Here is a 23,651-nt window from a genome sequence, read left to right as displayed (position 1 = left end):
GAGGCAGAGAAATAAAGTGAATATCGTGAACAGCCTATTCATCGGCCAGTTCTTTTTGCACGGTACTCGGCGACTTTCCACTCCAATCGCTAAAGCACTTACTGAAATAAGCCGGACTGCTAAACCCAAGCTCATAGGCGACTTCACTAACCGACTTATCGGAATCGCGCAGCATCGTCATGGATTTCGACAGTTTGTAGTTGCGAACGTAAATGCTGGTACTTAAGCCCGTAAGCGCCTTGATCTTTCGGTGCACCTGCGTGCGGCTCATGTACAGTTCTTGACTCAGTTCTTCTACGCCGAAATCGCTGCGGTCGATATGTTTGTCGACCACCTGTTGGATCCGAAGCAAAAACTCTCGGACTTAGTCAGTGACTTTTTCTCGTCCTTCTTTTTCTGGATCTCGACCACCCGCTTGAAGTATGCGTACATACGATCGCGCTGCTCCAGCATGTTATGACACACCTGTAACAGTTCATCTTCGTTAAAAGGCTTGGTCAGGTATGCCTGTGCACCTTCCTCCCATCCTTGCATGCGGTCCACATCCTCATCGCGCGCTGTTAAAAAGATCACCGGAATATGGTTTACTACATCCTCTTCTCGTAAGAGTCGAGCCATTTCAAAGCCGTCCATCTCGGGCATATTAACATCGCTTACGATCACGTCCGGAACCTGTTCTATTGCGATTTGCAATCCCTCCTGGCCGTTTCGCGCGGTAATGACCTCAAAGTCCTTGTCGAGCAGCCCCTTCACGAAATGTCGCACCTCGTTGTGGTCTTCAACGACCAGAATCAGCGGTGCATCTTCGGATTTGGTCTGTGCATCCACAATGGGGTGTACGTCACTTCTCCGTTTACTTTCGGCTTTGTGGTCCTCAATTCTTTCTGCCGCCTGCGGCGGGATGACCAACCACTGCTCCGGAAGATCCGCTTCGCGCCGAAAGGCGGGAAACCTTACAGTAAAGGTGGTCCCCTGGAATTTCACGCTGTCGTCGGTGATGGTACCGCCCATGAGCTCCACGAGTTCTTTGACCGGTGAGAGACCTATTCCCGTCCCCTGATACAAGCGTACGTGGGTTTCTTCTTGGTAGAACCGGTCGAAGACGAAAGGTAATTTGCTTTCGACGATACCGATACCAGTATCGCTTACTTGCAGTTCGACATGATCGCCGATCTCGGCGAATCTCACGAACACCCCGCCTCCGCCATCGGTGAATTTAATGGCATTCGACACCAATGTTATAGATCACTTTTTGCCATTTACGGTGATCGAAGAAAACATCCATCTGCTCGGTCGGACCCTCCCATTGTTAATCGAGTGGTTTTTCTTCGGCGATCGGACGGAACGATTCAAAGAGATCGTGAAAAAAACGGCCAAAATCCGAATAGGTAACTTCGACCTTCACGTCTTCGTTTTCGATCTTACTGATATCGAGGAGTTCGTCGATAAGCCGCTGCAATTGAAGCGCATTGCGCTGCACCAACAGCAGTCGTTGGCGCATTTGGGGGTCCAGATCGTTCCGCAACATCTGCTCCACCGGACCCAAGATCAAGGTCAGCGGAGTTCTGAATTCGTGAGTGACATTCGAGAAGAACTTGTCTTTGACCTTTTCGAGGTCCTCTTTTTTCGGCTGCTGCCCCATAAAACGAATATATCAAAAACCTTAGGTCACCAGCACGGAAATCAAAGCGGTTGCCAACAAAGCAACCATGACCAAATTTGTCCAAAGTGGTTTCTTGAGGTAATAAAATAGGTTGGCCATGACCAGCGACATGGGCAGTGCTAAAACCGATAAATGCGTAAACTGATTTGCCGGACTCACGAAGAATCCGAGTAATGCCGCAATGATGACCCAGATCATCAGCAGGAAATTCTTCCGATTACTCACCCTCTTTTTACCTAGGTTTAGGGTAAGTTCCACCGTTCCCGTAACCGCGGTTATGAGTACTGCAATCATGACCGGTAAGTTTGCGGGCCTGATGGTCAAATCAATTTGCCCCGTTCGCAGGGCCGTCCAATAATTCAGAGAGGTCAAATCGACAAGTCCGGGAATCCAAACCCATACCGAAAAGGCGATAAAAGGTGGAGTCAAAAAACCGAGCACTACGGCCGTGATATGTCGCCAATCGGTGTATCCGTTAATGAGAATGGCAATCCAAAGTATTGGAAAGAACACGATGATCGGAAAGTACATAAGCCAACTGAGCGATAAGAATAAACTGGCGTTGAGGGCGATCATCAAACTGCCTTCGTCAAAGTAAAGTTTGTACAACTCCCTTATCGAAAGCGCGAAAAAGGGCAAAGACCACAGTGCCGGAGAAGGGTTTACCACTTCCGGAATGCAACAAATGAGGAAAATGACAAAGAAGAGGGTGAGGTTGTTCTTGCTTTTGAACATATCCTGTCGGTTAACGGCACCATTCAGGCTTATGGCCGCCAACCAGATCATAATGCCGGTAACGATCTGATGAACCCACAGGGAGTCACCAATTAATTCAACCAGCAACATGTACAGCGGCATGCCACCACTCAGCTGAATTTCAACCGGATGAAGGAACCAGTCCGAAAGCCAAAAAAGCGCAAAGATCAGAAGCGTCAGGACCGATGAGGCCGGCTTCTGATTTTTGAAAACGTTGATCAACATTGTGCTTTTTTACTTAATTTTGGCCCGACTCAAAAGTAATTGCCATGACGGAATTCTGGACCGGACTCGGAGATTTTCTACAAATGACCTTTCAAATTTTCCCTGCATTGGGAAACACAGCCAACTTGGTATTCCTTTTAGTCGGTGCCGCAGCTTTCCTATACTGGATGGGCCAATTGGTCAAGTTCAAGCGAGCAGGCGAGCAGTGATCGATCAATCCAGATCGAATCCTATATCCTTCCGATAGTTCATTTTGTCGAACTCAATGCGAGACGCACTCGCATAGCTTTTCCGCAACGCTTCTTGGCGATCATCGGCCATTGAGGTTACCGCAATAACTCTACCGCCAGAAGTCTTGAGCACTCCATCCTCGAGTTTCGTACCGGCGTGGAAAACGATGCTTTCCTCGACGTCACCAACTCCGGTGATCTGTTTTCCCTTTTCGTAAGACTCAGGATAACCTCCGCTGACCAACATCACGGTAACGGCCGTTTCGTCCACGGTTTCCACCGACACTTTATCCAATGTACCAGTTCCGGTAGCCTTCATGATCTCTGCAAAATCACCTTTTAGTCGGGGTAACACCACCTCGGTTTCCGGGTCACCCATTCGAACGTTGTACTCGATCACATAAGGATCGTCTCCCACCTTCATGAGTCCCAAAAAGATGAATCCACAGTAGGGAATCCCATCCTTCTTGAGGCCATCGACCGTTGGTTTCACGATACGCTCTTCTACCTTGGACAAAAATGCATCATCGGCATGAGGCACGGGGCTTATCGCGCCCATTCCGCCCGTATTCAAGCCCGTATCACCTTCCCCGATCCGTTTGTAATCCTTTGCCGATGGCAACAAGCGGTAGGTTTCGCCATCCGTTAAAACGAATACCGACAGCTCTATACCGGCCAAGTACTCCTCCACAACGACCTTCGCACTCGCATCGCCAAATTTCCCGTCGAGCATAGCACTCAACTCCGACTTCGCCTCGTCGAGGTCATCGAGGATCAAAACACCTTTTCCGGCCGCGAGGCCGTCCGCCTTCAATACATAGGGCGGCGAAAACGATTCCAAAAGACGATGGCCTTCGGCCAGATTCGAGCTGTCCACACTTTTATTCCGTGCAGTCGGGATGTTGTGCCGCTCCATGAAATTCTTGGCAAACTCCTTGGATCCTTCTAATTGAGCACCACCATTCCCGGGACCTATGATCCAAAGTTGGTCATGTGAGAACTCCGCTTCCAACGCATCTCGAACACCGTTGACCAATGGATCTTCTGGCCCAACGACAACACCGTCTATTTCATTATCCCGAATGAACTCGGCAATGGAGCTAAAATCGTTGGGGTTGAGCGGAACATTAGTTCCAACTAAACCCGTACCCCCATTCCCGGGACCTATATATATGTTGTCAACTTCCGGGCTTTGGGCGATCTTCCAGCTTAAAGCATGCTCGCGCCCACCCGACCCAAGGACCAGGATGTTCATGAAGAACCTATTTTCTCGTTATTACTTTTTGACGCGCTTAATACTGCATCCTTTGTTTTTCGTCACAGCCGGATCTATCGCGGCCTTATCTGAATACGCGTTCATTGCGTCAACTAAATACGTTTTAGTAACCGCCTTTTCGCTGTTCTCATAACGATCGTCGATACAACCGGTATAGATCAAGCTGAGGTTTTTGTCAAATAGGTACACGTGAGGAGTCGTGTTGGCACCAAATGCATCTGCCACGACATGATTCTCATCAATCACGTAAGGAGCGGCATAGTTCTGCGCTTTGGCATGGGCGATCATTTCTTCCATGCTGTCATCGCCGGTTCTTTTAGCTTCATTGGAGTTCACGAGAATCATACCCATGTTGTTTCCAGAAGCTACCTCGTAGAGGTCGTTGTACGTTTCTTCCCATTCCAAAACAAAGGGACAGGTGTTACACGTAAAGATCACCAACAAACCGTTTGGCTTCATGGCCTCGCGAAGATTGACTTCATTGCCGTCAACTCCAGCCATTTTAATGTGCGCCATAGGCATATTATCGCCGATCGACAGTTGGTTTCCTGAATCAGCCGACCCAAAGGACATCAATGAAGCGCTCGCGATCACGGCGAACACAAAGGAGATTGCTTTTTTCATTTCAGATAGTTTTTGTTTCAGTTCAAATTATAAAGGAATGTTCCCGTGTTTCTTCTTCGGCAACTGATCTACTTTGTTCTTGAGCATCTCAAATGCGCGAATAAGTTTTTCGCGGGTGACTTCCGGTTTAATGACTTCGTCTACATATTCACGTGCAGCAGCGTTATAAGGATGGGCGAAGAGCTCCGCATATTCCGCTTCTTTCTCCGCGTGCTTGGCTGCTGGGTCGTCCGCTGAGGCAATTTCTTTTCGGAAAATGATCTCCGCAGCACCTTTGGCGCCCATTACGGCAATCTCGGCCGTTGGCCAGGCAAAGTTCATATCGGCACCGATATGCTTCGAATTCATTACATCATAGGCACCGCCATATGCCTTGCGAGTGATCACCGTAACACGTGGAACGGTGGCTTCGCTGAAGGCGTACAATAGTTTTGCCCCATGGCTAATGATCCCGTTCCATTCTTGATCGGTACCCGGCAAAAATCCAGGTACGTCTTCAAAGACCAATAGCGGAATATTAAAGCTATCGCAGAAACGAACAAAACGACCAGCCTTCTGTGAGGCCTCGATGTTCAGTACTCCGGCGAGAAAGGCCGGTTGATTGGCCACGATGCCAATGCTCTTACCCGCCAAGCGAGCGAATCCAACCACGATGTTCTCAGCGTAGTCCTTGTGGACTTCCATGAACGAGTCCGCATCGCAAACTCCTGAGATAACCTCTTTGATACCGTATGGCTGATTTGGGTTTTCGGGAATTATCTGATTGAGATCAGGGCGCTTTTCATCTGAGCTTTCGTAAGGAATCACGGGCGGTTCCTCCTCACAGTTTTGAGGGATATAGCTCAGCAAGTCTTTTAATTGCTTAATAACGGCGATCTCATTTGCAGCGGTAAAATGAGCAACCCCACTTTTCGTAGAATGCGCCGAGGCTCCTCCGAGCTCTTCGGCCGTTACTTCTTCAAGAGTAACCGTCTTGACCACGTTCGGACCAGTAACGAACATATAGCTAGTTCCTTCTACCATGTGAATGAAGTCCGTTAATGCGGGGCTATATACAGCACCCCCGGCGCAAGGTCCCATAATGGCCGAAAGCTGAGGAATTACCCCGCTTGCCCTTGTATTTCTGTAGAAGATATCGGCATATCCACCGAGCGAAACAACGCCTTCTTGAATACGAGCACCACCCGAATCGTTCAATCCGATCACCGGTGCGCCATTCTGCATCGCCAAATCCATGATCCGACAGATCTTCTGAGCATGAGCTTCGGCCAACGAGCCTCCTAATACGGTAAAATCTTGAGCAAAAACATACACCAACCGACCGTTGACACGACCGTATCCAGTGACTACTCCGTCCCCTAAGATCTTTTGTTTGTCCAGCCCAAAATTAGTCGATCGGTGAGTGACCAGCATTCCGATCTCTTCGAATGTTCCTTCGTCTATCAGGAAGTGGATTCTCTCGCGGGCAGTGAGTTTGCCCTTATCATGTTGCGCTTTTATTCTCTTTTCGCCGCCCCCCTTTTGGGCCTCTGCGATCTTGTTGTCCAGCTCTTTAAATTTCTTCGACATGGCCCCTGTTTCACATGTTAATTCAGGTGCACTAAAGTAGCAAAGAAATAGGACTTAACTGTCCAATTTCAACACCGCTAAAAAGGCTTGTTGAGGGATTTCAACATTCCCCACCTGTCGCATTCTCTTTTTACCGGCTTTCTGCTTTTCCAGAAGCTTTCGTTTTCGCGAAATATCACCACCGTAACACTTAGCCGTTACGTCCTTCCGAAGGGCTTTCACTGTCTCACGTGCAATGATCTTAGCTCCGATCGCAGCCTGTATGGCGATGTCGAACTGTTGCCGCGGGATCAGCTCACGTAGCTTTGAACACATCTTTTTACCGATGTCGTATGCATTATCACGGTGAATAAGCGCCGACAAGGCATCGACCGGATCACCGTTCAGAAGTACATCGACCTTAACGAGGTTCGACTCTCGATAATCGATCGGCTGATAATCGAAACTGGCATAACCTTTAGATACGGTCTTTAATCGGTCGTAGAAATCGAACACGATCTCCGCCAAAGGAAGGTCAAAACTCAATTCTACCCGATCCGAAGTAAGGTAAACCTGATTCTTCAAAATACCCCGCTTTTCGATCGCCAAGGTCATGATGGACCCTACGAACTCGGATTTGGTGATGATCTGAGCAGTGATGTACGGTTCCTCGACGCTCTGAAGCAAACTTGGATTAGGCAAATCAGATGGGTTATTCACCCATTCAAAATTTTCGCCACTTGATGTGGTGTATGCTTTGTATGAAACGTTAGGAACCGTGGTGATCACGGTCATTTTGAACTCACGCTCAAGCCGCTCCTGGATAATCTCCATGTGAAGCATGCCGAGAAAACCGCAACGGAAACCAAACCCCAAGGCGGCAGAACTTTCCGGCTCAAAGGTCAAGCTGGCATCATTCAATTGAAGTTTCTCCATAGCCCCGCGCAATTCTTCATACTCCTCGGTATCGACCGGATAAACACCGGCAAATACCATGGGCTTTACATTTTCAAAACCTGAAATCGCTTTATCGCAAGGGTGCTCTACAGAGGTAATGGTATCTCCAACCTTCACCTCTCGAGCATCTTTTATGCCCGAAATGATGTACCCAACATCACCGGTAAAAATTTCTTTACGGGGCTCCTGTTTTAGCTTTAAAACACCGATCTCATCGGCATCGTATTTCTTTCCTGTATTGACGAATTTGACGATCTCCCCTTTCTTGAGACTCCCGTTCATAATTCGGAAATACGACTCTACACCTCGGAATGGATTGTAAACAGAATCGAAGATCAACGCCTGAAGGGGGGCATTTGGATCGCCCGTTGGTGCGGGAATTCGATCGATGATGGCCTCCAAAATAGCTTCTATGCCAATGCCTTCTTTTGCAGATGCGGGGATGATCTCGCTTTGGTCACAACCAATCAAGTCGATGATCTGATCTGATATCTCTTCTGGGTTCGCACTCGGAAGATCGATCTTATTCAATACCGGAATGATCTCAAGGTCGTGCTCAAGGGCCAAGTAAAGGTTCGAAATCGTTTGTGCTTGAATCCCTTGGGCGGCATCGACGACCAATAGCGCACCTTCACATGCGGCAATCGATCGAGACACCTCGTAACTGAAGTCAACGTGTCCCGGCGTATCGATCAAGTTCAGGGTATAGTCCTGATCGTTGTGTCGATAGACCATTTGAATCGCATGACTCTTGATAGTGATCCCGCGCTCCCGCTCCAAATCCATATTGTCGAGGATTTGGTCTTTCTTCTCGCGGTCCGTCACAGACTGAGTGGCGTCTAGCAAGCGATCGGCCAAAGTACTCTTACCGTGGTCGATGTGGGCAATGATGCAGAAATTCCGGATGTTTTTCATAAGTGCGCGAAATTACGCTTTTTCGTTGGCTCAGTATACGATTCTAAACTGTATTACGTAGAATACCAACCAACTTGGCCCAACTTTCGTATATTGTAGCACCGCAGCAGTGTTTATTATATTTGCTGTTCTTGGCGCAATAGCTTCGAACCTAAACATCGATCTAAGTATGAAAAAATGTATTCTTTCCTTAGCGGGTGCTCTCTGGCTGGCTCTATCGGCAGCAGTAGCTCCGGATGGAATCAATAGCGACGAATGGACTCTTTACACAGCTCAAGACGGGGTTGAGGTGTTCATGAAGAAACAAACATGTGACGACCCAGCAAATGGAGTATTCCTCGAATATGTTTTGATCAAAGTGACCAACACCAATGATCAAGACGTCGAAGTTTCTTGGATTCCTCACCCATACCATGATAACAAACCGGCTTTCGACTCACATTCGGATGACGAGCGCACTGCTCGTTTTGAGCTTACCGCAGGGTTGTCGATCGAAGGAACATGCGGTGACGAACACTTGTCGGAATATAAGCGCTTTACTCGTAAAACCGACATGCGTGAATTGACCGACCTCGAATTAGCGAACTTGACTGTGACCTTTAAATAATGACTGCTTTGAAAAAGATTCTATTAGCATTTGCTTTCGGATTTTCTTGGTCATATGGATACAGCCTGAACATTACTATCATTTCTCCTGCCCAGGATACGACCATTTGTGAAGGTGATACGGTATTTCTTGAGTGTGTCTCTGCCTTCCTTTTGAATGACTTCAACAACGGTACCATCGGTATCGGCTGGAGCTCCACTCAGGCCAATCCGGTATTTACGAATCCATGTGGCCCCGGACCAAACGGTCCTCACCTGTGGGTAGGAACAACGCCTTCTTCAATTCGTACGTTGGTCACGAATACGTATGACCTTATCGCGGAAGGGGCATGTTATATTGAATTTTGGATGAGGTACGGACTCGTGCCCGGTACCGGACCTTGCGAGGACCCCGATCAACCTGACGAGGGGGTTCACCTGCAGTATTCAACCAACAACGGTCTCGCGTGGACCGACTTTCCCGGTCCTAACTCAGAGCCAATCGGAAACCTCAACACAGCACCGCCTTTCATTACTACTGTTCCGGGTTCTGGAGGATACTGGCAACCTTATCCTACTTTAGCTCAGCAACAAATGAGCACGTTGTATCACTGGAACCTCTACCGCTGTCCTATTCCGAATGCCGCCGTGACAACGGCAACCTCGTTCCGTTGGGCGCAATTGGAAACGAGTAACCAAGGATGGGACGCGTGGGGAATCGATGAGGTGGTTATTGGTTGTGAACCTTTTAACCTGTTTTGGAGCACCGGTGCAACCACGACGCATGATACGGTAACCCCAACTCAAAACACAACCTATTGGGTTCAAGTTGCTGACTCGAATGGAACAGTCGTATACGACACCGTGAATGTATTCGTAAATCCACGCCCAGCTCTTGGTCCTGACATTACGATCCCTTGTGGTGATAGCACTTTCGTGATTACGATCGATCGTCCGATCAATTGTAACTCTATTTCAGCCGACGGATCGGATTTCCGTATGTCGCTTCCTAATGGAAACCCGCTTCCGGTGATTGGAGCACAGGGTGTGAACTGCCAGAATGGCCAAACGACTCAAATTGCCATTACTACCCTATTCCCAATGGGCTCGAACGGAGTTTATACCTTCTGGTCAAAATTGGGTAACGATCAAAACTCTTTGACGTCTGAATGTGGATCACTACCCGAATTTGACACCTTACTCGTTAACATCTACAACTGTTACCAAGTCGATATTGACCTCAAGAACGTAACGGTCGTAAACGATGATCATACGAAGGTCGAGTGGGGTATTTCAACGGATACGATCCTAAGCTATTTGGCCAACTTGTTTACTGAATACCAGGTCTTCCGCTCATTGAACCCTACGGGGCCTTACGCTCCTGCTCCGGGTGGAATCATCAATACCTTCAATACGACTTCTTGGGAAGATTTGAGTTTAACGTCGACCGATGTAAACACCAATTCCTATAATTACTATGTAAAAATCGTCTACGACGGAGGTCTTTCTCAACAGAGCGATTCGATCGCGAGTATCTTACTGGACTGCATCGATAACTCGGACACCTTGTTGCTCGACCTTACTTGGAGCGACTATTGGGGTTTGCCCAATCCAGAGTATTATGTCCAGATCCAAGGTTCTAATGGAACATGGAGTACAGTTGATACCACCACTTCGACTTCAACCACCATTGAAAAACCTTACGATGCTGATGACTATACGGTTCGAATCCAAACGGAGTATACCGACACTGGTGGTGTCTATATCAGCGAATCGAACTACTGCGAATTCACCGTTTACCAACGTGAGGCTCGCTTGAAGATGCCAAACGTATTTACTCCTGGAGGTCTATTCCCGTACTACAATGCGGTTACTAAAAATGATTCAACTGCTAATTTGGTTGAGTTTCAAGGTCAGATCTTCAACCGTTGGGGATATATGGTTTACGAATGGGACGACTGGGAAAACCAAAGCTCCGGATGGAGTGGTGAAGGTCATCCAGAAGGAACCTATTACTATTTTGTGAAAGCAGTAGGTGAAGAAGGCGAAGAGCTTGAAGTGAAAGGTCACTTGATGCTTATCAGAAACGATTAAGATTCCGATCTATCATAAATTAAAATGCCGGCCTCAGTGCCGGCATTTCTTATTTCGATAGGAGTCGAGCCGCGTACTTTCCGACGATATCAAACTCTAGGTTTACTCGCGAACCCGGAATGATATCCTTAAAGTTTGTATGCTCGTACGTGTAGGGAATGATCGAGACCGAAAATGAAGTCTCTTCACTGTGAACGACCGTCAGCGACACACCATTAATAGTGATGCTGCCTTTTTCTACGGTTATATGTCCACTCGCAGGTTCGTACTGAAAAAAGAAGTTCCAAGAACCATTACGTTCCTCAACTGTAGTGCATTTCGCTGTAGTATCCACGTGACCCTGAACGATATGTCCATCAAATCGCCCATTGGCCGACATACACCTTTCAAGATTGACATGTGTTCCAACGCTCCAGTCAGACAAATTGGACCTTTTAAGCGTTTCTTCGATCGCTGTAACAGAGTATTCGTCGCCATTGACTTCAACAACGGTCAGGCAAACCCCATTATGAGCCACACTCTGATCCACTCGGAATTCTCGAGCCATCTCCGTAGGCCGATAACCTCGCCCAATTCTTCGATTATTCCAGTAAACATGGTGCAATCATCAATCTCGGAACAAGTGAATGAAGCCTGTGATCTCGCGGACTTCAAGACCCGTGAGGCGCACTTCATTTATCCGAACCACATAATAGTATACTCCTTCAGGAACCGGCTCACCAGAGGTCATGTGGGTTCCATCCCAATTGATATTGATATCATTGGTTTGATACACGATACTTCCCCAACGATTGTAAATGGTGGCCTCAACACTCTCTACGTACTTATTGCTGATCGGAACTACGAGGTCGTTCTCCAAATCACCATTCGGCGTAAAGACGTTCGGAAGTTCATAAGCGGGGCAGTTGTCCACACAAACCACATTGGAGAACTCACTCACGTTCATGAATGAGTCGACGACAACTACGGCATAGCAACCCGCGATGCTCAGTAGTCCATTGTGGATGTAAGATGAATCGGCCGGATCGATTATTGTGGCCAACAACTCAAATTCCCCGCCCTCGACAGGCGTGTAATACAACTCGTATTCGATCGCATCAATTCCGCACTCCTCATCAGGGAATCCCCAATTCAACTGATTAAAATTCTCATCGCAATTTCGCTCGACCCGAAAATTCGGAGGACAAGGAGGCGTAGCATCAATTGGAGCCCCGCAGACTCCCTGAGAGAGATTGATCAGCGGCGTAGGAAGTCCCGAACCGGAATAAGCTCCCCTTGTCTCTACGTAATAGCAGTAGGTGCGGTTATTCTCAAGAGCTCCGTCCAAATAATTATTCGTCGAACTCACTCCGACCGAATCAAATGTCGTTGCTCCGGGATCGCGCCTGTAAATGACGTACTCTGCATTGATCCAGGGAACATTCACCGACCAATTCACAATGATCGCCTGATCGGTCGGAACCAAGTTAATGAACACACTCGATGCCGGATCACTCTTCGAAATGGGCTCCAAAGTACCTCCGTTATTCTGGAAGAAATCGATTCGATATCGATATCCCGTGGTCTCGGTATCAATCCCCGAATCGACGTACGAAGTATCCTCGATGTCGTTCAAGGTTGCGATCTCAATGAAACTATTGCCATTTGTGCCTACGGCACGATTTACTCGATATGCGTACGGGCCGGGATACTGCACTGAATCGATCTCTATCGGTTTTACCCAACGGACTTCGATCCGGCCATTGGCAACGTCGGTGACATCGACCGTTGCGTTCGTTATCAGCGGCTGGTCGCGCAGGAGTTCAGCACAAACCTCGACAGAAGCGTAACTTTCCGCTCTGTCCGGATACTTCGCCACGATCATGTAGCAATATTGATTACCCTTGGTCAACCCAACCCCGTTATTATTATCGAAGTAAGTGGTAGAGTTCAAACCATTCGTAGAGCCGATCTTTTGATATCCGGTATAACCCGGAACTCCGGTTTCACAATCGTCCGGTACGAATCCGTAAAACTGATTCTTGCGGTAAATATCGTAGCCACTGGCCCGGGTACAAGCTGATGCGTCCCAACTCAGATCAATCGCATTTCCATTCGGAGTTGCTGTTGGGTTATCAGGTGCGGGTCCAACGACGGTTATGTTCATCGTTTCTAGGTCGACCAGTGACGGGAAGGTTCCAATATCTTCCGCTCTGAACACCACTTGCCATGGTTGCTTGCGAACATGGAGGCAACTGGTTTGCCATTCAAATATGCCGGTCACTTGGCCTTGACCTTGCAGGTTATCGGGGAATTCTGCCGGATCATCGACCACAAAAGGACCTCCAAACGCACTCAAGGTCACCCCATTGGCATCGGAATCTGTCGCCACGACCGGGAAGAGCACATTGTCTCCGGCCTCTACACAAATATCATCGAGTGGCTCGATCTCGGGCGGATTATTATCACAGCCCGCAATGTCGATCTGCATATCGCGGACCATACGCCCCACAATGGACCAGTTCCCATTAGTATCTTGACGATGCTCCGAAATTTCGATCGCAATGTTATACTCTCCGGCCTGAACGGGTGAGTCCCAATAAAAATCGCCCGAAACGGAATCGATGCTAATGCTGTTGCTGGCCGATGGAAGGGTCCACTGTGGATGTGGAATCGGATCTCCATTGGCTCCCGCGCAAGGAATGAGCGCATAACTCAGGCTGTCGGCCTCGTCAACGGTATCGACAGCGGTCGGATTATGAATGAAAGGTACATTCACACATCCGTTATCGATCGGAGGATACAACAGGTCCGGTGAATTATTGAATCCCAGGTTCGGGTTAACCGCCAACGTGGCGCTGATCGCGAAAGGAGTGTGGATCGAATTGAGGATGTTCACGACATCTCGATTCCGGTTAGGGTCTTCCATGGTAACGGTATACGTTCCCGGCGCCGGGTAGGTATGCGTACCGATGTACACGTTTCGCTTGGTATCGTTCCCAATGGGTTGGCCATTACCACCGCCATTACTTCTCTGTAGAGTGTCACTGGTACCATCGCCCCAGAAAACGATCAGGTCGGGCCGGTCAGCCGGTGCCGAATCCTTCGTATAGGTCACCAGAACGAATTGGTACTGTAAACCCGCGATATGTTTATACGTAATCTCCCCGGCACGATTGTGCGTAGCGAATACTGCGGCGGTCGACCACAGCAGCAAGGTGACAAAGGAGAGTAGTTTTTTCATGCCGTTGGGTTGGTAATTAAATTAACCAATTTTCCGTTAAATTAACCAATTTTCCGTACCCTTTATTTTAATAGTCAATAACTTGTTGCACAATATTTTCGGGCAGCTCGCGATACCCGTATTCCTGATTCCTCAATTGGGGTTCAAATCCGGCCTCTCGAATGGCCTGTTGAATACCTTCCGATGTAAAACGGTGAGGTGCTCCGGCCGCTGAAACCACATTCTCTTCGATCATAATCGAACCGAAATCGTTGGCTCCTGCGTGTAAACACATCTGAGCCACTTGCTCGCCAACGGTGAGCCAAGAAGCCTGAATGTTCTTAATATTTGGCAACATGATTCTGCTAATGGCGATCGTGCGCACATATTCATCATCAGTTACCGAATTTCGCACACCGCGAATCTTTCGCAACAACGTTCCGTCGTCCTGGAATGGCCACGGTATGAATGCTATGAAGCCCTTTGCGTGCTCCGGCTTTTCGCTCTGTACCTGCTGTAACCAAACCAAGTGTTCAAAACGCTCTTCGACCGTCTCGATGTGTCCGAACATCATGGTAGCCGAAGTAGTAATGTACAATTGATGCGCGCTGCGCATCACATCGAGCCACTCTTGGCCTCCACACTTTCCTCTTGAGATCAATCGACGAACTCGGTCATTCAAGATCTCTGCTCCCGCTCCCGGCAAACTATCCAGACCCGATTCCTTAAGTTTCTCTAATACATACGTATGGGAAGCCCCTTCGAGTTTGGCAATGTGCGCGATTTCGGGTGGACCGAGGGCGTGAAGCTTTAAATTCGGGAACATCGATTTAAGGTCGCTAAACAGCTTAGAATAATAATCGAGCCCCAGATCAGGATGGTGTCCACCTTGAAGCAAGAGCTGCTCACCACCGTAATCAAAGGTCTCCTGTATCTTCGTTCGATAGGTTTCGAGATCCGTGATGTATTGTTCGGGATGACCGGGTGGTCGAAAAAAGTTGCAGAACTTGCAATTGGCTATACAAACGTTAGTGGTATTCGTATTTCTGTCGATAATCCAGGTCACCTTATTACCCGGCACCGATTCCTGTCTCAGTTCGTTGGCCACGAACATCAATTCAGGTGTAGACACCTGCTCAAACAAAACCTGCCCTTCTTCTGCACTGAGGAATTCGCGCCTCAGCGCTCGGGCCAGTAACTGATCCGTATTCATTGATTTTACCTACTTTAGCGTCCATAAAACTACAAAGAAATGAGGACTTTTGTTCGCAGGAAAGCCAAGCTGGATGCGAGGGAGGACGCGATATTGCTGTTTGATCATGCTGGGCAGTTGGAGTACTACCTCCAGGAACAAAAGGAACGAGATCATATTGATGAAGCTACCGGTGATTCCGGTAAGAATTATGTCGTTCTAGATCGCACCTCGCATCTCTATCTGCCCGCGAGGGCAAAAACCACAGACTCGAGAGCCGAAAGGCTGGAATCTTGGCGTTGTCTGGGCGATGAGCTCCAGGAAGAATTGAATCGTCAAAAAGCCAGCAGGATCACCTTGGTCGACCTCACGGAAAACCAAGAGGCGGGATTGTACGTGTTGGAGGGCTTGGTCCTGGGCAACTACCAATTCACAAAATACTTTACGAATCCGAAGCGCAAAAGATCGCTTTTGAGCAGCTCGACCATTTGAATGCCGCTTTTGACGGAACCGTTCGAGCCAGAGATTTGAGCAACGAACCGCTTAGCACATTGACCGCTGCGCGTTATGCCGAAATCATGAAGGAGTGGGGCGGTGAGCTAGGTATCAAGGTGACCGTTCTGGAGAAAAAGCAGATAGAGTCATTGAAGATGGGAGGGCTTTTGGCTGTGAACCGGGGGAGTATCGATCCTCCGACCTTTACCATCATGGAGTGGAGTCCCGAGGACGCCATCAACGAAAAACCAGTTGTGCTGGTAGGCAAAGGAGTGGTTTACGACACCGGAGGACTTTCGCTGAAACCAACGGCCAATAGCATGGATTTCATGAAAGTCGACATGGCCGGATCCGCGGCTGTTGTTGGCGCAATGGTTGCCTTGGCCGAAACAAAATTGCCCATTCGCGTGATCGGATTGGTTCCGGCCACGGACAATAGGCCGGGCGAGAATGCGTATGCTCCGGGCGACGTGATTAAAATGTTCGATGGCACTACGGTAGAAGTATTGAACACCGACGCTGAAGGCCGAATGATCATGGCCGATGCCCTGGCCTACGCAAAGAAATTCGACCCCGAGCTGGTCATCGATTTGGCTACCCTGACCGGATCGGCTGCAATGGCGATCGGCAAGTACGGTGTAGTGGCCATGGGAAATGCCGACGAACCCGTTTGGAAAGAGCTTCATCGAGCGGCGGATTCGGTCCACGAGCGCTTGGCCGTATTCCCTTTCTGGTCGGAATACCGAGAGCTGCTCGACAGCGACATTGCCGACCTCAAGAATATTGGTGGCCCAGAGGGCGGAGCTATTACAGCGGGTAAATTCCTGGAGCACTTCACGGACTATCCGTACGTTCATTTCGACATTGCCGGACCCGCATGGCTCAAAAAGAAAGATAAGTACCGAACCAAGAATGCAACCGGAGTGGGTGTGCGATTATTGTTTGAGTACTTCTTGCAACGCACGCGTTACAATGAGCGATAATATTGACTCCCATAAGATCCGAATCGGCATATCGGCCGGCGACCTCAATGGGGTCGGGATGGAGATCATATTGAAAACGCTGAGCGATAAACGGATCAACGAAATGATGACTCCGATCATTTTCGGATCTTCATCTGTGTTGTCATACAACCGCAAGACTCTAAACTTCAAGGACATTCCGGTCAAGATCATCAAACAATGGAATGAGGTTCGAAACGATCAGGCCAACCTCTTCGACTGCATCGACTCGCAACCGAAGATAGAAGTGGGGCAATCGACCCGTGACGGGGGGCAGTTTGCCTATGAGAGCTTAAAATCGGCAGCCGATGCGTTGGAAAATGGGCATATTCAAGCCCTCGTAACTGCGCCGATCGACAAACACAACATTCAAAGCGAAGAGTTTAAGTTCCCAGGACACACAGAGTTTCTGGGCAAACGATTTGGCCAGGGAAAAAGTCTGATGATTCTTTGTCGTGACGAATTTCGCGTGGCATTGGTCACCGGACACGTACCCTTGAGCCAGGTCGAGCCCCTCATCACATCACAATCGATCGGCGAAAAGCTGAAGTTATTTGAGCACAGCCTGCGGCTGGATTTTGGACTGGAGCGACCTCGAATCGCCGTTCTCGGTCTCAACCCGCATGCCGGCGACCAAGGACTTATCGGCGATACGGAAGAAAAGATCACCGGACCTACTGTTAAGAAACATTTTGAAAACGGCATGCTCGTTTTTGGCCCGTATGCCGCAGATGGCTTTTTCGGATCGCAAAAACACAAGAATTTTGATGGCGTTTTGGCCATGTATCACGATCAGGGATTGGTACCCTTCAAAGCACTTAATTTTGGAGGCGGAATCAACTTCACAGCCGGCTTACCGGTTGTTCGAACCTCTCCGGATCACGGTACGGCGTACGATATCGCGGGAAAAGGCATCGCTAATGAAGAATCGTTCCGCGAAGCACTATACATGGCCAAAGACATCTTTGTGCGACGCTCACGACACCGAGAATGGGCTAAAAATCCGCTAATCAAGCAAGAAGAGGTAAAATAGACTTCGCTTTTCCTATTCTTTTCATATCTTTGCAGGCCCATTGAAATCGAGATGCGATGAAGGATTTGAAGGAGTTCAGCATTCCGTTTACGGGACTGGCATTGGGAAAGCATCAGTTCGAGTTTCATGTGGACGACGAATTCTTTAGTTTTTTTGGATCGCAGGAGCATCAGAATTTCGATGTTGAGGTAGAAATGGAAATGGACAAGTCCGAGCGCATGCTTGAATTGTCTTTTGCATTTAAAGGGAAGGTAGAGTTGCGATGCGACGTTACCGATGAGCCTTTTGATCACCCCATCGACGAAAACGCTGAATGGGTCGTTAAGTTCGGCCATGAATTCAACGACGACGATGAAGAAGTGCTGATTTTACCTTACGAAGCTGTGAAAGTAGATGTAAGCCCGTTCATAAGGGACATCATCGAGCTTTCCATTCCGATGAAAAAGGAACATCCGGGTTTGGCCGATGGCACATTGAATTCGGACATTCTGGACCGATTGGAACAATTGAGTCCAGGAGCCTCGGAAGAGGGGGATGATTCAGAAGGTGATGATACCGATCCGCGGTGGGATAAACTAAAGGATCTATTAAAAGATTGAGCAACGAACGTAAATAGATAGACATGGCACATCCAAAGCGCAAACAGTCGAAGACCCGTCGCGATAAACGCCGTACGCATTACACGGCGACTGCACCTACGATTGCTACTTGTCCGACCACCGGAGAGCCTCACTTGTATCACCGTGCTTACTGGAGCGAAGGTAAGCTGTACTACAAGGGCAAAGTGGTAATGGAGAAAGAGGAATTGTAATCCAAGGCACGCACTGTTCAAGAAAGGATTAAGTAGATTTGGTTTTCGTAGCCGAATCTACTTTCTTTTTTGGTAGTACCTTAGCGGCGACCTAACGAATGAATCCTATGGGAAATATCAGAGCAGCCATTACTGCAGTAGGTGGTTATGTTCCGGACTATGTCCTGACGAACGCGGAACTGGAGAAAATGGTAGATACCACCAATGAGTGGATCACAACGCGTACCGGGGTCAAAGAACGTCACATACTAAAAGGCGAAGGACTCGGAGCGAGCTACATGGCGATCAAAGCCGCTCAGGAAATCATCGAGAAAAAGAATTTGAATCCGGCCGAGATCGACATGGTCTTGGTTTCTACAGCCACACCGGACATGCCAGTTGCAGCAACTGCAACCTACACGGCAACCGAAATCGGGGCTGTAAACGCATTCGGCTATGACCTAATGGCCGCCTGTTCGGGATTTTTGTACGGCTTGGCCACAGGTGTCAAGTTTATCGAAAGTGGACGATACAAAAAAGTGTTGGTGATCGGTTCAGACAAGATGTCTTCAATCATTGATTACACCGACCGAACTACTTGCGTCATTTTTGGAGATGGTGCGGGTGCCGTTTTACTCGAACCCAACGAAGAAGGCTACGGATTACAAGATGAAATTCTACACTCCGACGGAGCTGGTCGTCAATTCCTGAAGATCAAGGCCGGCGGTTCTATGTATCCGCCAAATGAAGATACTGTTGCTGCGAAAGAGCACTTCGTTTACCAAGAGGGCCAACAAGTATTTAAGTTCGCCGTAACGAATATGGCCGAGGTAAGCGCACAGATCATGGAGCGCAATGGACTAACCGCAGACGATGTTGCCTGGTTGGTGCCCCACCAAGCCAATAAGCGGATCATCGACGCTACTGCACGTAGAATGGGCGTTGGATCCGAAAAGGTGATGCTCAACATTCACAAATACGGTAACACGACCAACGGAACACTCCCGCTTTGCTTGCACGACTATGAAAAGCAATTAAAGAAGGGAGATAACATAATATTCGCCGCTTTTGGTGGCGGATTTACCTGGGGCTCACTTTATTTGACGTGGGCTTACGATTCTTGATATAATTATTAGCTTTGTTTTAATACGCTAAACCCGAATCACATGGATCTAAAGGAAATCCAGAGTCTAATTCGTTTCGTGGCAAGATCTGGAGCCACAGAAGTTGAGCTCGAAACGGATGGGGTAAAGATCTACATCAAAACGAAGGGGGACGAAGAGGTAAAAGAAACTACGGTAGTGCAGCATGTGCCTGTAACCGCCGCTCCACAAGTACAAGCAGCTCCTACAGTCCCCGCCCCGGCTGCCGCAGCACCAGCTTCGGCCACGGAAGCGGATTCAGGCTCTAGTGCTGAGGACTCCAAGTGCGTGGAAATCAATTCGCCGATGATCGGTACATTCTACCGGCGTCCATCGCCGGATAAAGATCCTTTCATAAGTGTTGGGGACGAAGTTAAAGATGGTTCGGTCGTATGTGTGATCGAAGCCATGAAGCTTTTCAACGAAATCGAATCGGAGATCTCCGGTAAGATCGTGAAGGTGCTCGCAGAAGACTCGAGCCCTGTAGAATACGATCAGCCGCTCTTCTTGGTTGACCCATCCTAATCCGCTCTTACGAGCGCAAAATCACGCACGCATGAGCAATAAGATGTTCAATAAAGTGCTTGTGGCGAATCGCGGTGAGATCGCTTTACGTGTCATCCGAACATGTAAGGAGATGGGCATCAAAACCGTCGCGGTTTATTCACAGGCCGACAAAGAAAGTTTACACGTTCGTTTTGCCGACGAAGCCGTTTGTATAGGACCAGCAAGTAGTGCGGAATCATACCTCAAGATTCCGAACATCATTGCTGCTGCTGAGATCACCAATGCCGACGCTATTCATCCCGGCTACGGATTCTTGAGTGAAAACGCCAAGTTCTCCAAGATCTGTGAAGAACACGGTATCAAATTCATTGGAGCTAGTCCTGACCAAATCAACAGCATGGGCGACAAGGCTTCGGCCAAAGAAACCATGCGCAAGGCAGGTGTACCGACCATTCCCGGATCTGACGGGATTCTCGGCAGCTTGGAAGAAGCCATAGAGGTGGCCAAGCAGATCAAGTACCCGGTCATGTTGAAGGCTACCGCCGGTGGTGGTGGACGAGGAATGCGCGTCGTCAAAGCTGAGGATGAGCTTGAGAAAGCATGGGATTCAGCCCGGCAAGAGGCAGGTGCTGCCTTCGGAAATGACGGTATGTATATGGAGAAGTTCATTGAAGAGCCTCGCCATATCGAGATCCAAATCGTTGGAGATAATCGCGGAAAGGCTTGCCACTTGAGCGAGCGCGATTGCTCGATCCAACGTCGACATCAAAAACTCGTAGAAGAGACTCCATCTCCATTCATGACCGCTTCGCTTCGTCGCAAGATGGGTAAAGCCGCTATTAAGGCAGCCGAGGTTGTAAAATACGAAGGAGCCGGTACGGTAGAATTCTTGGTAGATAAGCACGGAGACTTTTACTTCATGGAGATGAATACCCGTATTCAGGTAGAGCACCCGATCACTGAGGAAGTGATCATGTACGATCTGATCTGGGAGCAAATCAAAGTTGCTGCGGGTGAAAAGATCTCAGGAAAGAACTACGAGCCCGAATTGCACGCGATCGAATGCCGCATCAACGCGGAGGATCCGTATAACGATTTTAGGCCTAGTCCCGGGAAGATCACCAACTTCCACGCACCGGGAGGGCACGGGGTGCGAATCGACACGCACGTGTATGCGGGTTATGTGATTCCGCCCTACTACGACTCCATGATCGCTAAATTGATCACCGTTGCACAAACGCGTGAAGAGGCCGTGGCCAAAATGAGAAGAGCATTGGATGAATTCGTGATCGAAGGTGTTAAGACCACGATCCCATTCCACCAAGCGCTTTTTGCTAACGAAGATTTCAAGAAAGGTAATTATACCACGAAATTCTTGGACGAGAATGATCCATTGGGCGTAAGGGACGTCAAGTAACCCCTAATCCCAAAGCCGCTTCTCTTGAAGCGGCTTTTTTTTATTTCAAGGAGTCGAGCACTTTTTCACCGAGCAGTTCAAGAGCTGCTTGGCGAATGCTATCGGCGTCGTAGCCACACTCGTTGTACAATTCATCTTGTGTACCGTGTTCAATAAATCGATCCGGAATACCCAGCCTGGAAACCCGTGAGTTGAACCCTTGGTCCGACATCCACTCGACCACCGCCGATCCGAATCCGCCCGAGAGGGCGCCATCCTCAACAGTAATCACCCGATCGTGGTTTTCAAATACCTCGGCCAAAAGCTCTTCGTCGAGGGGTTTCACGAATCGCATATCGTAATGCGCGGCATCGACACCGTCGTTTTGAAGCGTTTCAATGGCCTTCGTCGCATAGTTACCGATATGGCCTATGGTCAAGATGGCAATGTCCTTACCGTCGCGAATTTTACGGCCTTTTCTGACCTCTACGAGTTCGAGCGGTGTGCGCCATTCGGTCATGACCCCGTTTCCACGAGGATAGCGAATGACGAAAGCACCCATGTCGTCCTGAGAGGCGGTAAACATAAGGTTGCGCAGTTCGCTCTCGTTCATGGGCGCGCTTACGATCAAGTTCGGAATACAGCGCATGTATGAGATATCGAAAGCTCCGTGGTGGGTTGGTCCGTCGGCCCCCGCCATTCCGGCGCGATCCAAGCAGAAGACCACATTGAGGTTTTGCAGGGCAACATCGTGAACGACCTGATCGTAGGCTCGTTGCATAAAGGAACTGTAGATGTTGCAGAAGGGAATCATTCCCTGTGTTGCCAAGCCAGCGCTGAAAGTAACCGCGTGTTGTTCAGCGATCCCAACGTCGAAAGCGCGATCGGGCATTTCTTCCATCATATACTTAAGTGAACATCCGGTAGGCATGGCCGGCGTAACGCCCATGATCTTTTCGTTTTCCTTGGCGAGCTCAATTATGGTGTGCCCAAATACATCTTGGTACTTTGGAGGCTGAGGTTTGTTGTTCGAGGACTTAACGATCTCACCGGTTTCTTTATCGAACAACCCCGGCGCATGCCATTTTGTAGGGCTCCCAGCTTCGGCAGGCCCGTAGCCTTTTCCCTTTACTGTAACGGCATGTAGAATCTTTGGCCCGGGAATATCTTTTAGGTCATTGAGCACGTGAACCAAGTGGTCGACATCGTGTCCGTCGACCGGACCGAAGTAACGGAAATTCAGGCTCTCGAAAAGGTTACTTTGTTTCAGCAGAGCCGATTTTACAGCATTCTCGACCTTTTGAACGATACGCTGAGCATTAGGCCCAAATTTGCTGACTTTGCCTAACAGCTCCCACACCTCATCCTTCACCTTGTTGTAGGTTTGTGAAGTGGTGATGTCCGTCAAGTATTCCTTGAGTGCCCCGACATTTGGGTCGATAGACATGCAGTTATCATTCAATATAACAAGCAGGTTCGAATCTTCGGCCCCGGCGTGATTCAGCCCTTCGTAGGCTAATCCGGCCGTCATGGCTCCATCGCCAATCACCGCAATATGTTGGCGCATATTGCCCTTTTTGCGGTTCGCCACTGCCATGCCCAGAGCAGCCGAGATCGAAGTGCTGGAGTGCCCAACTCCAAACGTATCGTACTCGCTCTCGCTTCGCTTCGGGAAACCGCTAATGCCCTTATACTTGCGGTTCGTGTGAAAAACTTCCCTACGCCCGGTCAAGATCTTGTGCCCGTATGCCTGGTGACCCACGTCCCAAACCAGCTGATCCACTGGCGTATCGAATACGTAATGCAGCGCCACGGTAAGTTCTACAACACCAAGGCTCGCACCGAAGTGCCCACCTTTAACGGAGACTAGGTCTACGATAAAGTCGCGCAATTCGGTAGACACCTGTTTGAGTTGGCCCTTATCGAGCTTTCTTAGATCTTCAGGGCTATTGATCTGAGCCAATAAGGCTCCGGGCTTAAACTCCATCTTAGGTCGGATTTATCTGAAAGCTAGGGCAAT

22 protein-coding genes and 1 pseudogene are annotated in these 23,651 nt (G+C 48.9%); 11 read left to right on the top strand and 12 right to left on the bottom strand.

Features of this window, described 5'->3' with window-relative positions; genetic code table 11:
- Window positions 1–34: 34 nt before the first annotated feature.
- From J4F31_02705 to J4F31_02690, 4 genes are all read right to left on the bottom strand, one after another.
- A complete protein-coding gene (locus tag J4F31_02705; protein MCE2495480.1) occupies window positions 35–352 on the bottom strand; it encodes a helix-turn-helix transcriptional regulator in 318 nt (105 codons plus the stop codon).
- Window positions 295–1,233 (bottom strand): response regulator, encoded by a 939-nt coding sequence (locus J4F31_02700; GenBank protein MCE2495479.1) that lies wholly within the window; start codon window positions 1,231–1,233, stop codon window positions 295–297. Before J4F31_02700 ends, J4F31_02705 begins: the two co-directional genes overlap by 58 nt.
- A 76-nt stretch (window positions 1,234–1,309) precedes the next feature.
- A complete protein-coding gene (locus J4F31_02695; GenBank protein ID MCE2495478.1) occupies window positions 1,310–1,642 on the bottom strand; it encodes a hypothetical protein in 333 nt (110 codons plus the stop codon).
- A 21-nt stretch (window positions 1,643–1,663) separates the two neighbouring features.
- The gene (locus tag J4F31_02690) at window positions 1,664–2,644 is read right to left on the bottom strand and encodes a hypothetical protein (GenBank protein MCE2495477.1); all 981 of its coding nucleotides are present in this window, start codon (window positions 2,642–2,644) and stop codon (window positions 1,664–1,666) included.
- 44 nt (window positions 2,645–2,688) lie between these two features.
- Between J4F31_02690 and J4F31_02685 the strand changes: the two genes are divergently transcribed.
- On the top strand, window positions 2,689–2,853 hold the full coding sequence (locus J4F31_02685; protein ID MCE2495476.1) for a hypothetical protein: 165 nt from the start codon (window positions 2,689–2,691) through the stop codon (window positions 2,851–2,853).
- Window positions 2,854–2,857: 4 nt separating this feature from the next.
- Here the strand turns inward: J4F31_02685 and purD are convergent, their stop codons facing one another.
- From purD to lepA, 4 genes are read right to left on the bottom strand one after another with little or no spacing between them, the layout of a single operon-like run.
- Window positions 2,858–4,129, bottom strand: a complete 1,272-nt coding sequence (gene purD, locus J4F31_02680; GenBank protein ID MCE2495475.1) for a phosphoribosylamine--glycine ligase — start codon at window positions 4,127–4,129, stop codon at window positions 2,858–2,860.
- A 21-nt stretch (window positions 4,130–4,150) separates the two neighbouring features.
- Window positions 4,151–4,774: a redoxin domain-containing protein gene (locus tag J4F31_02675; GenBank protein ID MCE2495474.1), complete on the bottom strand. Its 624-nt coding sequence runs from the start codon at window positions 4,772–4,774 to the stop codon at window positions 4,151–4,153.
- A 27-nt stretch (window positions 4,775–4,801) separates the two neighbouring features.
- A complete protein-coding gene (locus tag J4F31_02670; protein MCE2495473.1) occupies window positions 4,802–6,343 on the bottom strand; it encodes an acyl-CoA carboxylase subunit beta in 1,542 nt (513 codons plus the stop codon).
- A 54-nt stretch (window positions 6,344–6,397) separates the two neighbouring features.
- On the bottom strand, window positions 6,398–8,194 hold the full coding sequence (lepA, locus tag J4F31_02665; protein MCE2495472.1) for a translation elongation factor 4: 1,797 nt from the start codon (window positions 8,192–8,194) through the stop codon (window positions 6,398–6,400).
- Window positions 8,195–8,363: 169 nt separating this feature from the next.
- On the opposite strand from lepA, the gene J4F31_02660 reads away from it, so the two are divergent.
- Together J4F31_02660 and J4F31_02655 are read left to right on the top strand one after the other, a co-directional pair.
- Window positions 8,364–8,801: a hypothetical protein gene (locus J4F31_02660; protein ID MCE2495471.1), complete on the top strand. Its 438-nt coding sequence runs from the start codon at window positions 8,364–8,366 to the stop codon at window positions 8,799–8,801.
- A gap of 8 nt (window positions 8,802–8,809) precedes the next feature.
- Window positions 8,810–10,873 (top strand): gliding motility-associated C-terminal domain-containing protein, encoded by a 2,064-nt coding sequence (locus tag J4F31_02655; protein ID MCE2495470.1) that lies wholly within the window; start codon window positions 8,810–8,812, stop codon window positions 10,871–10,873.
- Between the two features lie 49 nt (window positions 10,874–10,922).
- Here J4F31_02655 and J4F31_02650 read toward each other — a convergent pair.
- The 3 genes and pseudogenes from J4F31_02650 to J4F31_02640 form a co-directional block, all read right to left on the bottom strand.
- Window positions 10,923–11,470: pseudogene (locus tag J4F31_02650) on the bottom strand (riboflavin synthase).
- A 10-nt stretch (window positions 11,471–11,480) separates the two neighbouring features.
- On the bottom strand, window positions 11,481–14,096 hold the full coding sequence (locus tag J4F31_02645; GenBank protein ID MCE2495469.1) for a gliding motility-associated C-terminal domain-containing protein: 2,616 nt from the start codon (window positions 14,094–14,096) through the stop codon (window positions 11,481–11,483).
- Window positions 14,097–14,163: 67 nt separating this feature from the next.
- The gene (locus J4F31_02640; GenBank protein MCE2495468.1) at window positions 14,164–15,288 is read right to left on the bottom strand and encodes a CofH family radical SAM protein; all 1,125 of its coding nucleotides are present in this window, start codon (window positions 15,286–15,288) and stop codon (window positions 14,164–14,166) included.
- 39 nt (window positions 15,289–15,327) lie between these two features.
- Here J4F31_02640 and J4F31_02635 point away from each other — a divergent pair, with 39 nt between their 5' ends.
- The 8 genes from J4F31_02635 to accC all read left to right on the top strand — a co-directional run bounded on the left by J4F31_02635 (window position 15,328) and on the right by accC (window position 21,652).
- Window positions 15,328–15,759 carry a hypothetical protein gene (locus tag J4F31_02635; GenBank protein MCE2495467.1) on the top strand — a complete coding sequence of 144 codons (432 nt, stop codon included), beginning with the start codon at window positions 15,328–15,330 and terminating at the stop codon, window positions 15,757–15,759.
- Entirely contained in the window at window positions 15,756–16,745 is a 990-nt protein-coding gene (locus J4F31_02630; GenBank protein MCE2495466.1) for a leucyl aminopeptidase, read from the top strand. The genes J4F31_02635 and J4F31_02630 overlap by 4 nt, the downstream gene beginning before the upstream one ends.
- Window positions 16,735–17,796, top strand: a complete 1,062-nt coding sequence (gene pdxA, locus J4F31_02625) for a 4-hydroxythreonine-4-phosphate dehydrogenase PdxA (protein ID MCE2495465.1) — start codon at window positions 16,735–16,737, stop codon at window positions 17,794–17,796. The genes J4F31_02630 and pdxA overlap by 11 nt, the downstream gene beginning before the upstream one ends.
- A gap of 56 nt (window positions 17,797–17,852) precedes the next feature.
- Entirely contained in the window at window positions 17,853–18,395 is a 543-nt protein-coding gene (locus J4F31_02620) for a DUF177 domain-containing protein (protein ID MCE2495464.1), read from the top strand.
- A gap of 23 nt (window positions 18,396–18,418) precedes the next feature.
- Entirely contained in the window at window positions 18,419–18,607 is a 189-nt protein-coding gene (rpmF, locus tag J4F31_02615; GenBank protein ID MCE2495463.1) for a 50S ribosomal protein L32, read from the top strand.
- A gap of 107 nt (window positions 18,608–18,714) precedes the next feature.
- Window positions 18,715–19,710, top strand: a complete 996-nt coding sequence (locus J4F31_02610) for a ketoacyl-ACP synthase III (GenBank protein MCE2495462.1) — start codon at window positions 18,715–18,717, stop codon at window positions 19,708–19,710.
- Window positions 19,711–19,752: 42 nt separating this feature from the next.
- A complete protein-coding gene (gene accB, locus J4F31_02605) occupies window positions 19,753–20,253 on the top strand; it encodes an acetyl-CoA carboxylase biotin carboxyl carrier protein (protein MCE2495461.1) in 501 nt (166 codons plus the stop codon).
- 43 nt (window positions 20,254–20,296) lie between these two features.
- Window positions 20,297–21,652, top strand: a complete 1,356-nt coding sequence (gene accC / locus J4F31_02600; protein ID MCE2495460.1) for an acetyl-CoA carboxylase biotin carboxylase subunit — start codon at window positions 20,297–20,299, stop codon at window positions 21,650–21,652.
- 40 nt (window positions 21,653–21,692) lie between these two features.
- Here the strand turns inward: accC and dxs are convergent, their stop codons facing one another.
- Window positions 21,693–23,618 (bottom strand): 1-deoxy-D-xylulose-5-phosphate synthase, encoded by a 1,926-nt coding sequence (dxs, locus tag J4F31_02595; GenBank protein ID MCE2495459.1) that lies wholly within the window; start codon window positions 23,616–23,618, stop codon window positions 21,693–21,695.
- Window positions 23,619–23,651: the final 33 nt, after the last annotated feature.

The sequence above is a fragment of the Flavobacteriales bacterium genome (assembly GCA_021296215.1).
Classification (GTDB): Bacteria; Bacteroidota; Bacteroidia; order Flavobacteriales; family ECT2AJA-044; genus ECT2AJA-044.
This window is presented reverse-complemented; position numbering and strand designations above follow the sequence as displayed.

Bases quoted from the DNA above. Each gene is read 5' to 3' on its own strand.
- J4F31_02640 (MCE2495468.1), bottom strand. From the start codon at position 15,288: ATGAATACGGATCAGTTACTGGCCCGAGCGCTGAGGCGCGAATTCCTC.
- J4F31_02690 (MCE2495477.1), bottom strand. From the start codon at position 2,644: ATGTTGATCAACGTTTTCAAAAATCAGAAGCCGGCCTCATCGGTCCTG.
- J4F31_02695 (MCE2495478.1), bottom strand. From the start codon at position 1,642: ATGGGGCAGCAGCCGAAAAAAGAGGACCTCGAAAAGGTCAAAGACAAG.
- dxs (MCE2495459.1), bottom strand. From the start codon at position 23,618: ATGGAGTTTAAGCCCGGAGCCTTATTGGCTCAGATCAATAGCCCTGAA.
- J4F31_02645 (MCE2495469.1), bottom strand. From the start codon at position 14,096: ATGAAAAAACTACTCTCCTTTGTCACCTTGCTGCTGTGGTCGACCGCC.
- J4F31_02660 (MCE2495471.1), top strand. From the start codon at position 8,364: ATGAAAAAATGTATTCTTTCCTTAGCGGGTGCTCTCTGGCTGGCTCTA.
- accB (MCE2495461.1), top strand. From the start codon at position 19,753: ATGGATCTAAAGGAAATCCAGAGTCTAATTCGTTTCGTGGCAAGATCT.
- accC (MCE2495460.1), top strand. From the start codon at position 20,297: ATGTTCAATAAAGTGCTTGTGGCGAATCGCGGTGAGATCGCTTTACGT.
- J4F31_02610 (MCE2495462.1), top strand. From the start codon at position 18,715: ATGGGAAATATCAGAGCAGCCATTACTGCAGTAGGTGGTTATGTTCCG.
- J4F31_02620 (MCE2495464.1), top strand. From the start codon at position 17,853: ATGAAGGATTTGAAGGAGTTCAGCATTCCGTTTACGGGACTGGCATTG.
- purD (MCE2495475.1), bottom strand. From the start codon at position 4,129: ATGAACATCCTGGTCCTTGGGTCGGGTGGGCGCGAGCATGCTTTAAGC.
- lepA (MCE2495472.1), bottom strand. From the start codon at position 8,194: ATGAAAAACATCCGGAATTTCTGCATCATTGCCCACATCGACCACGGT.
- rpmF (MCE2495463.1), top strand. From the start codon at position 18,419: ATGGCACATCCAAAGCGCAAACAGTCGAAGACCCGTCGCGATAAACGC.
- J4F31_02675 (MCE2495474.1), bottom strand. From the start codon at position 4,774: ATGAAAAAAGCAATCTCCTTTGTGTTCGCCGTGATCGCGAGCGCTTCA.
- J4F31_02670 (MCE2495473.1), bottom strand. From the start codon at position 6,343: ATGTCGAAGAAATTTAAAGAGCTGGACAACAAGATCGCAGAGGCCCAA.
- pdxA (MCE2495465.1), top strand. From the start codon at position 16,735: ATGAGCGATAATATTGACTCCCATAAGATCCGAATCGGCATATCGGCC.
- J4F31_02685 (MCE2495476.1), top strand. From the start codon at position 2,689: ATGACGGAATTCTGGACCGGACTCGGAGATTTTCTACAAATGACCTTT.
- J4F31_02635 (MCE2495467.1), top strand. From the start codon at position 15,328: ATGAGGACTTTTGTTCGCAGGAAAGCCAAGCTGGATGCGAGGGAGGAC.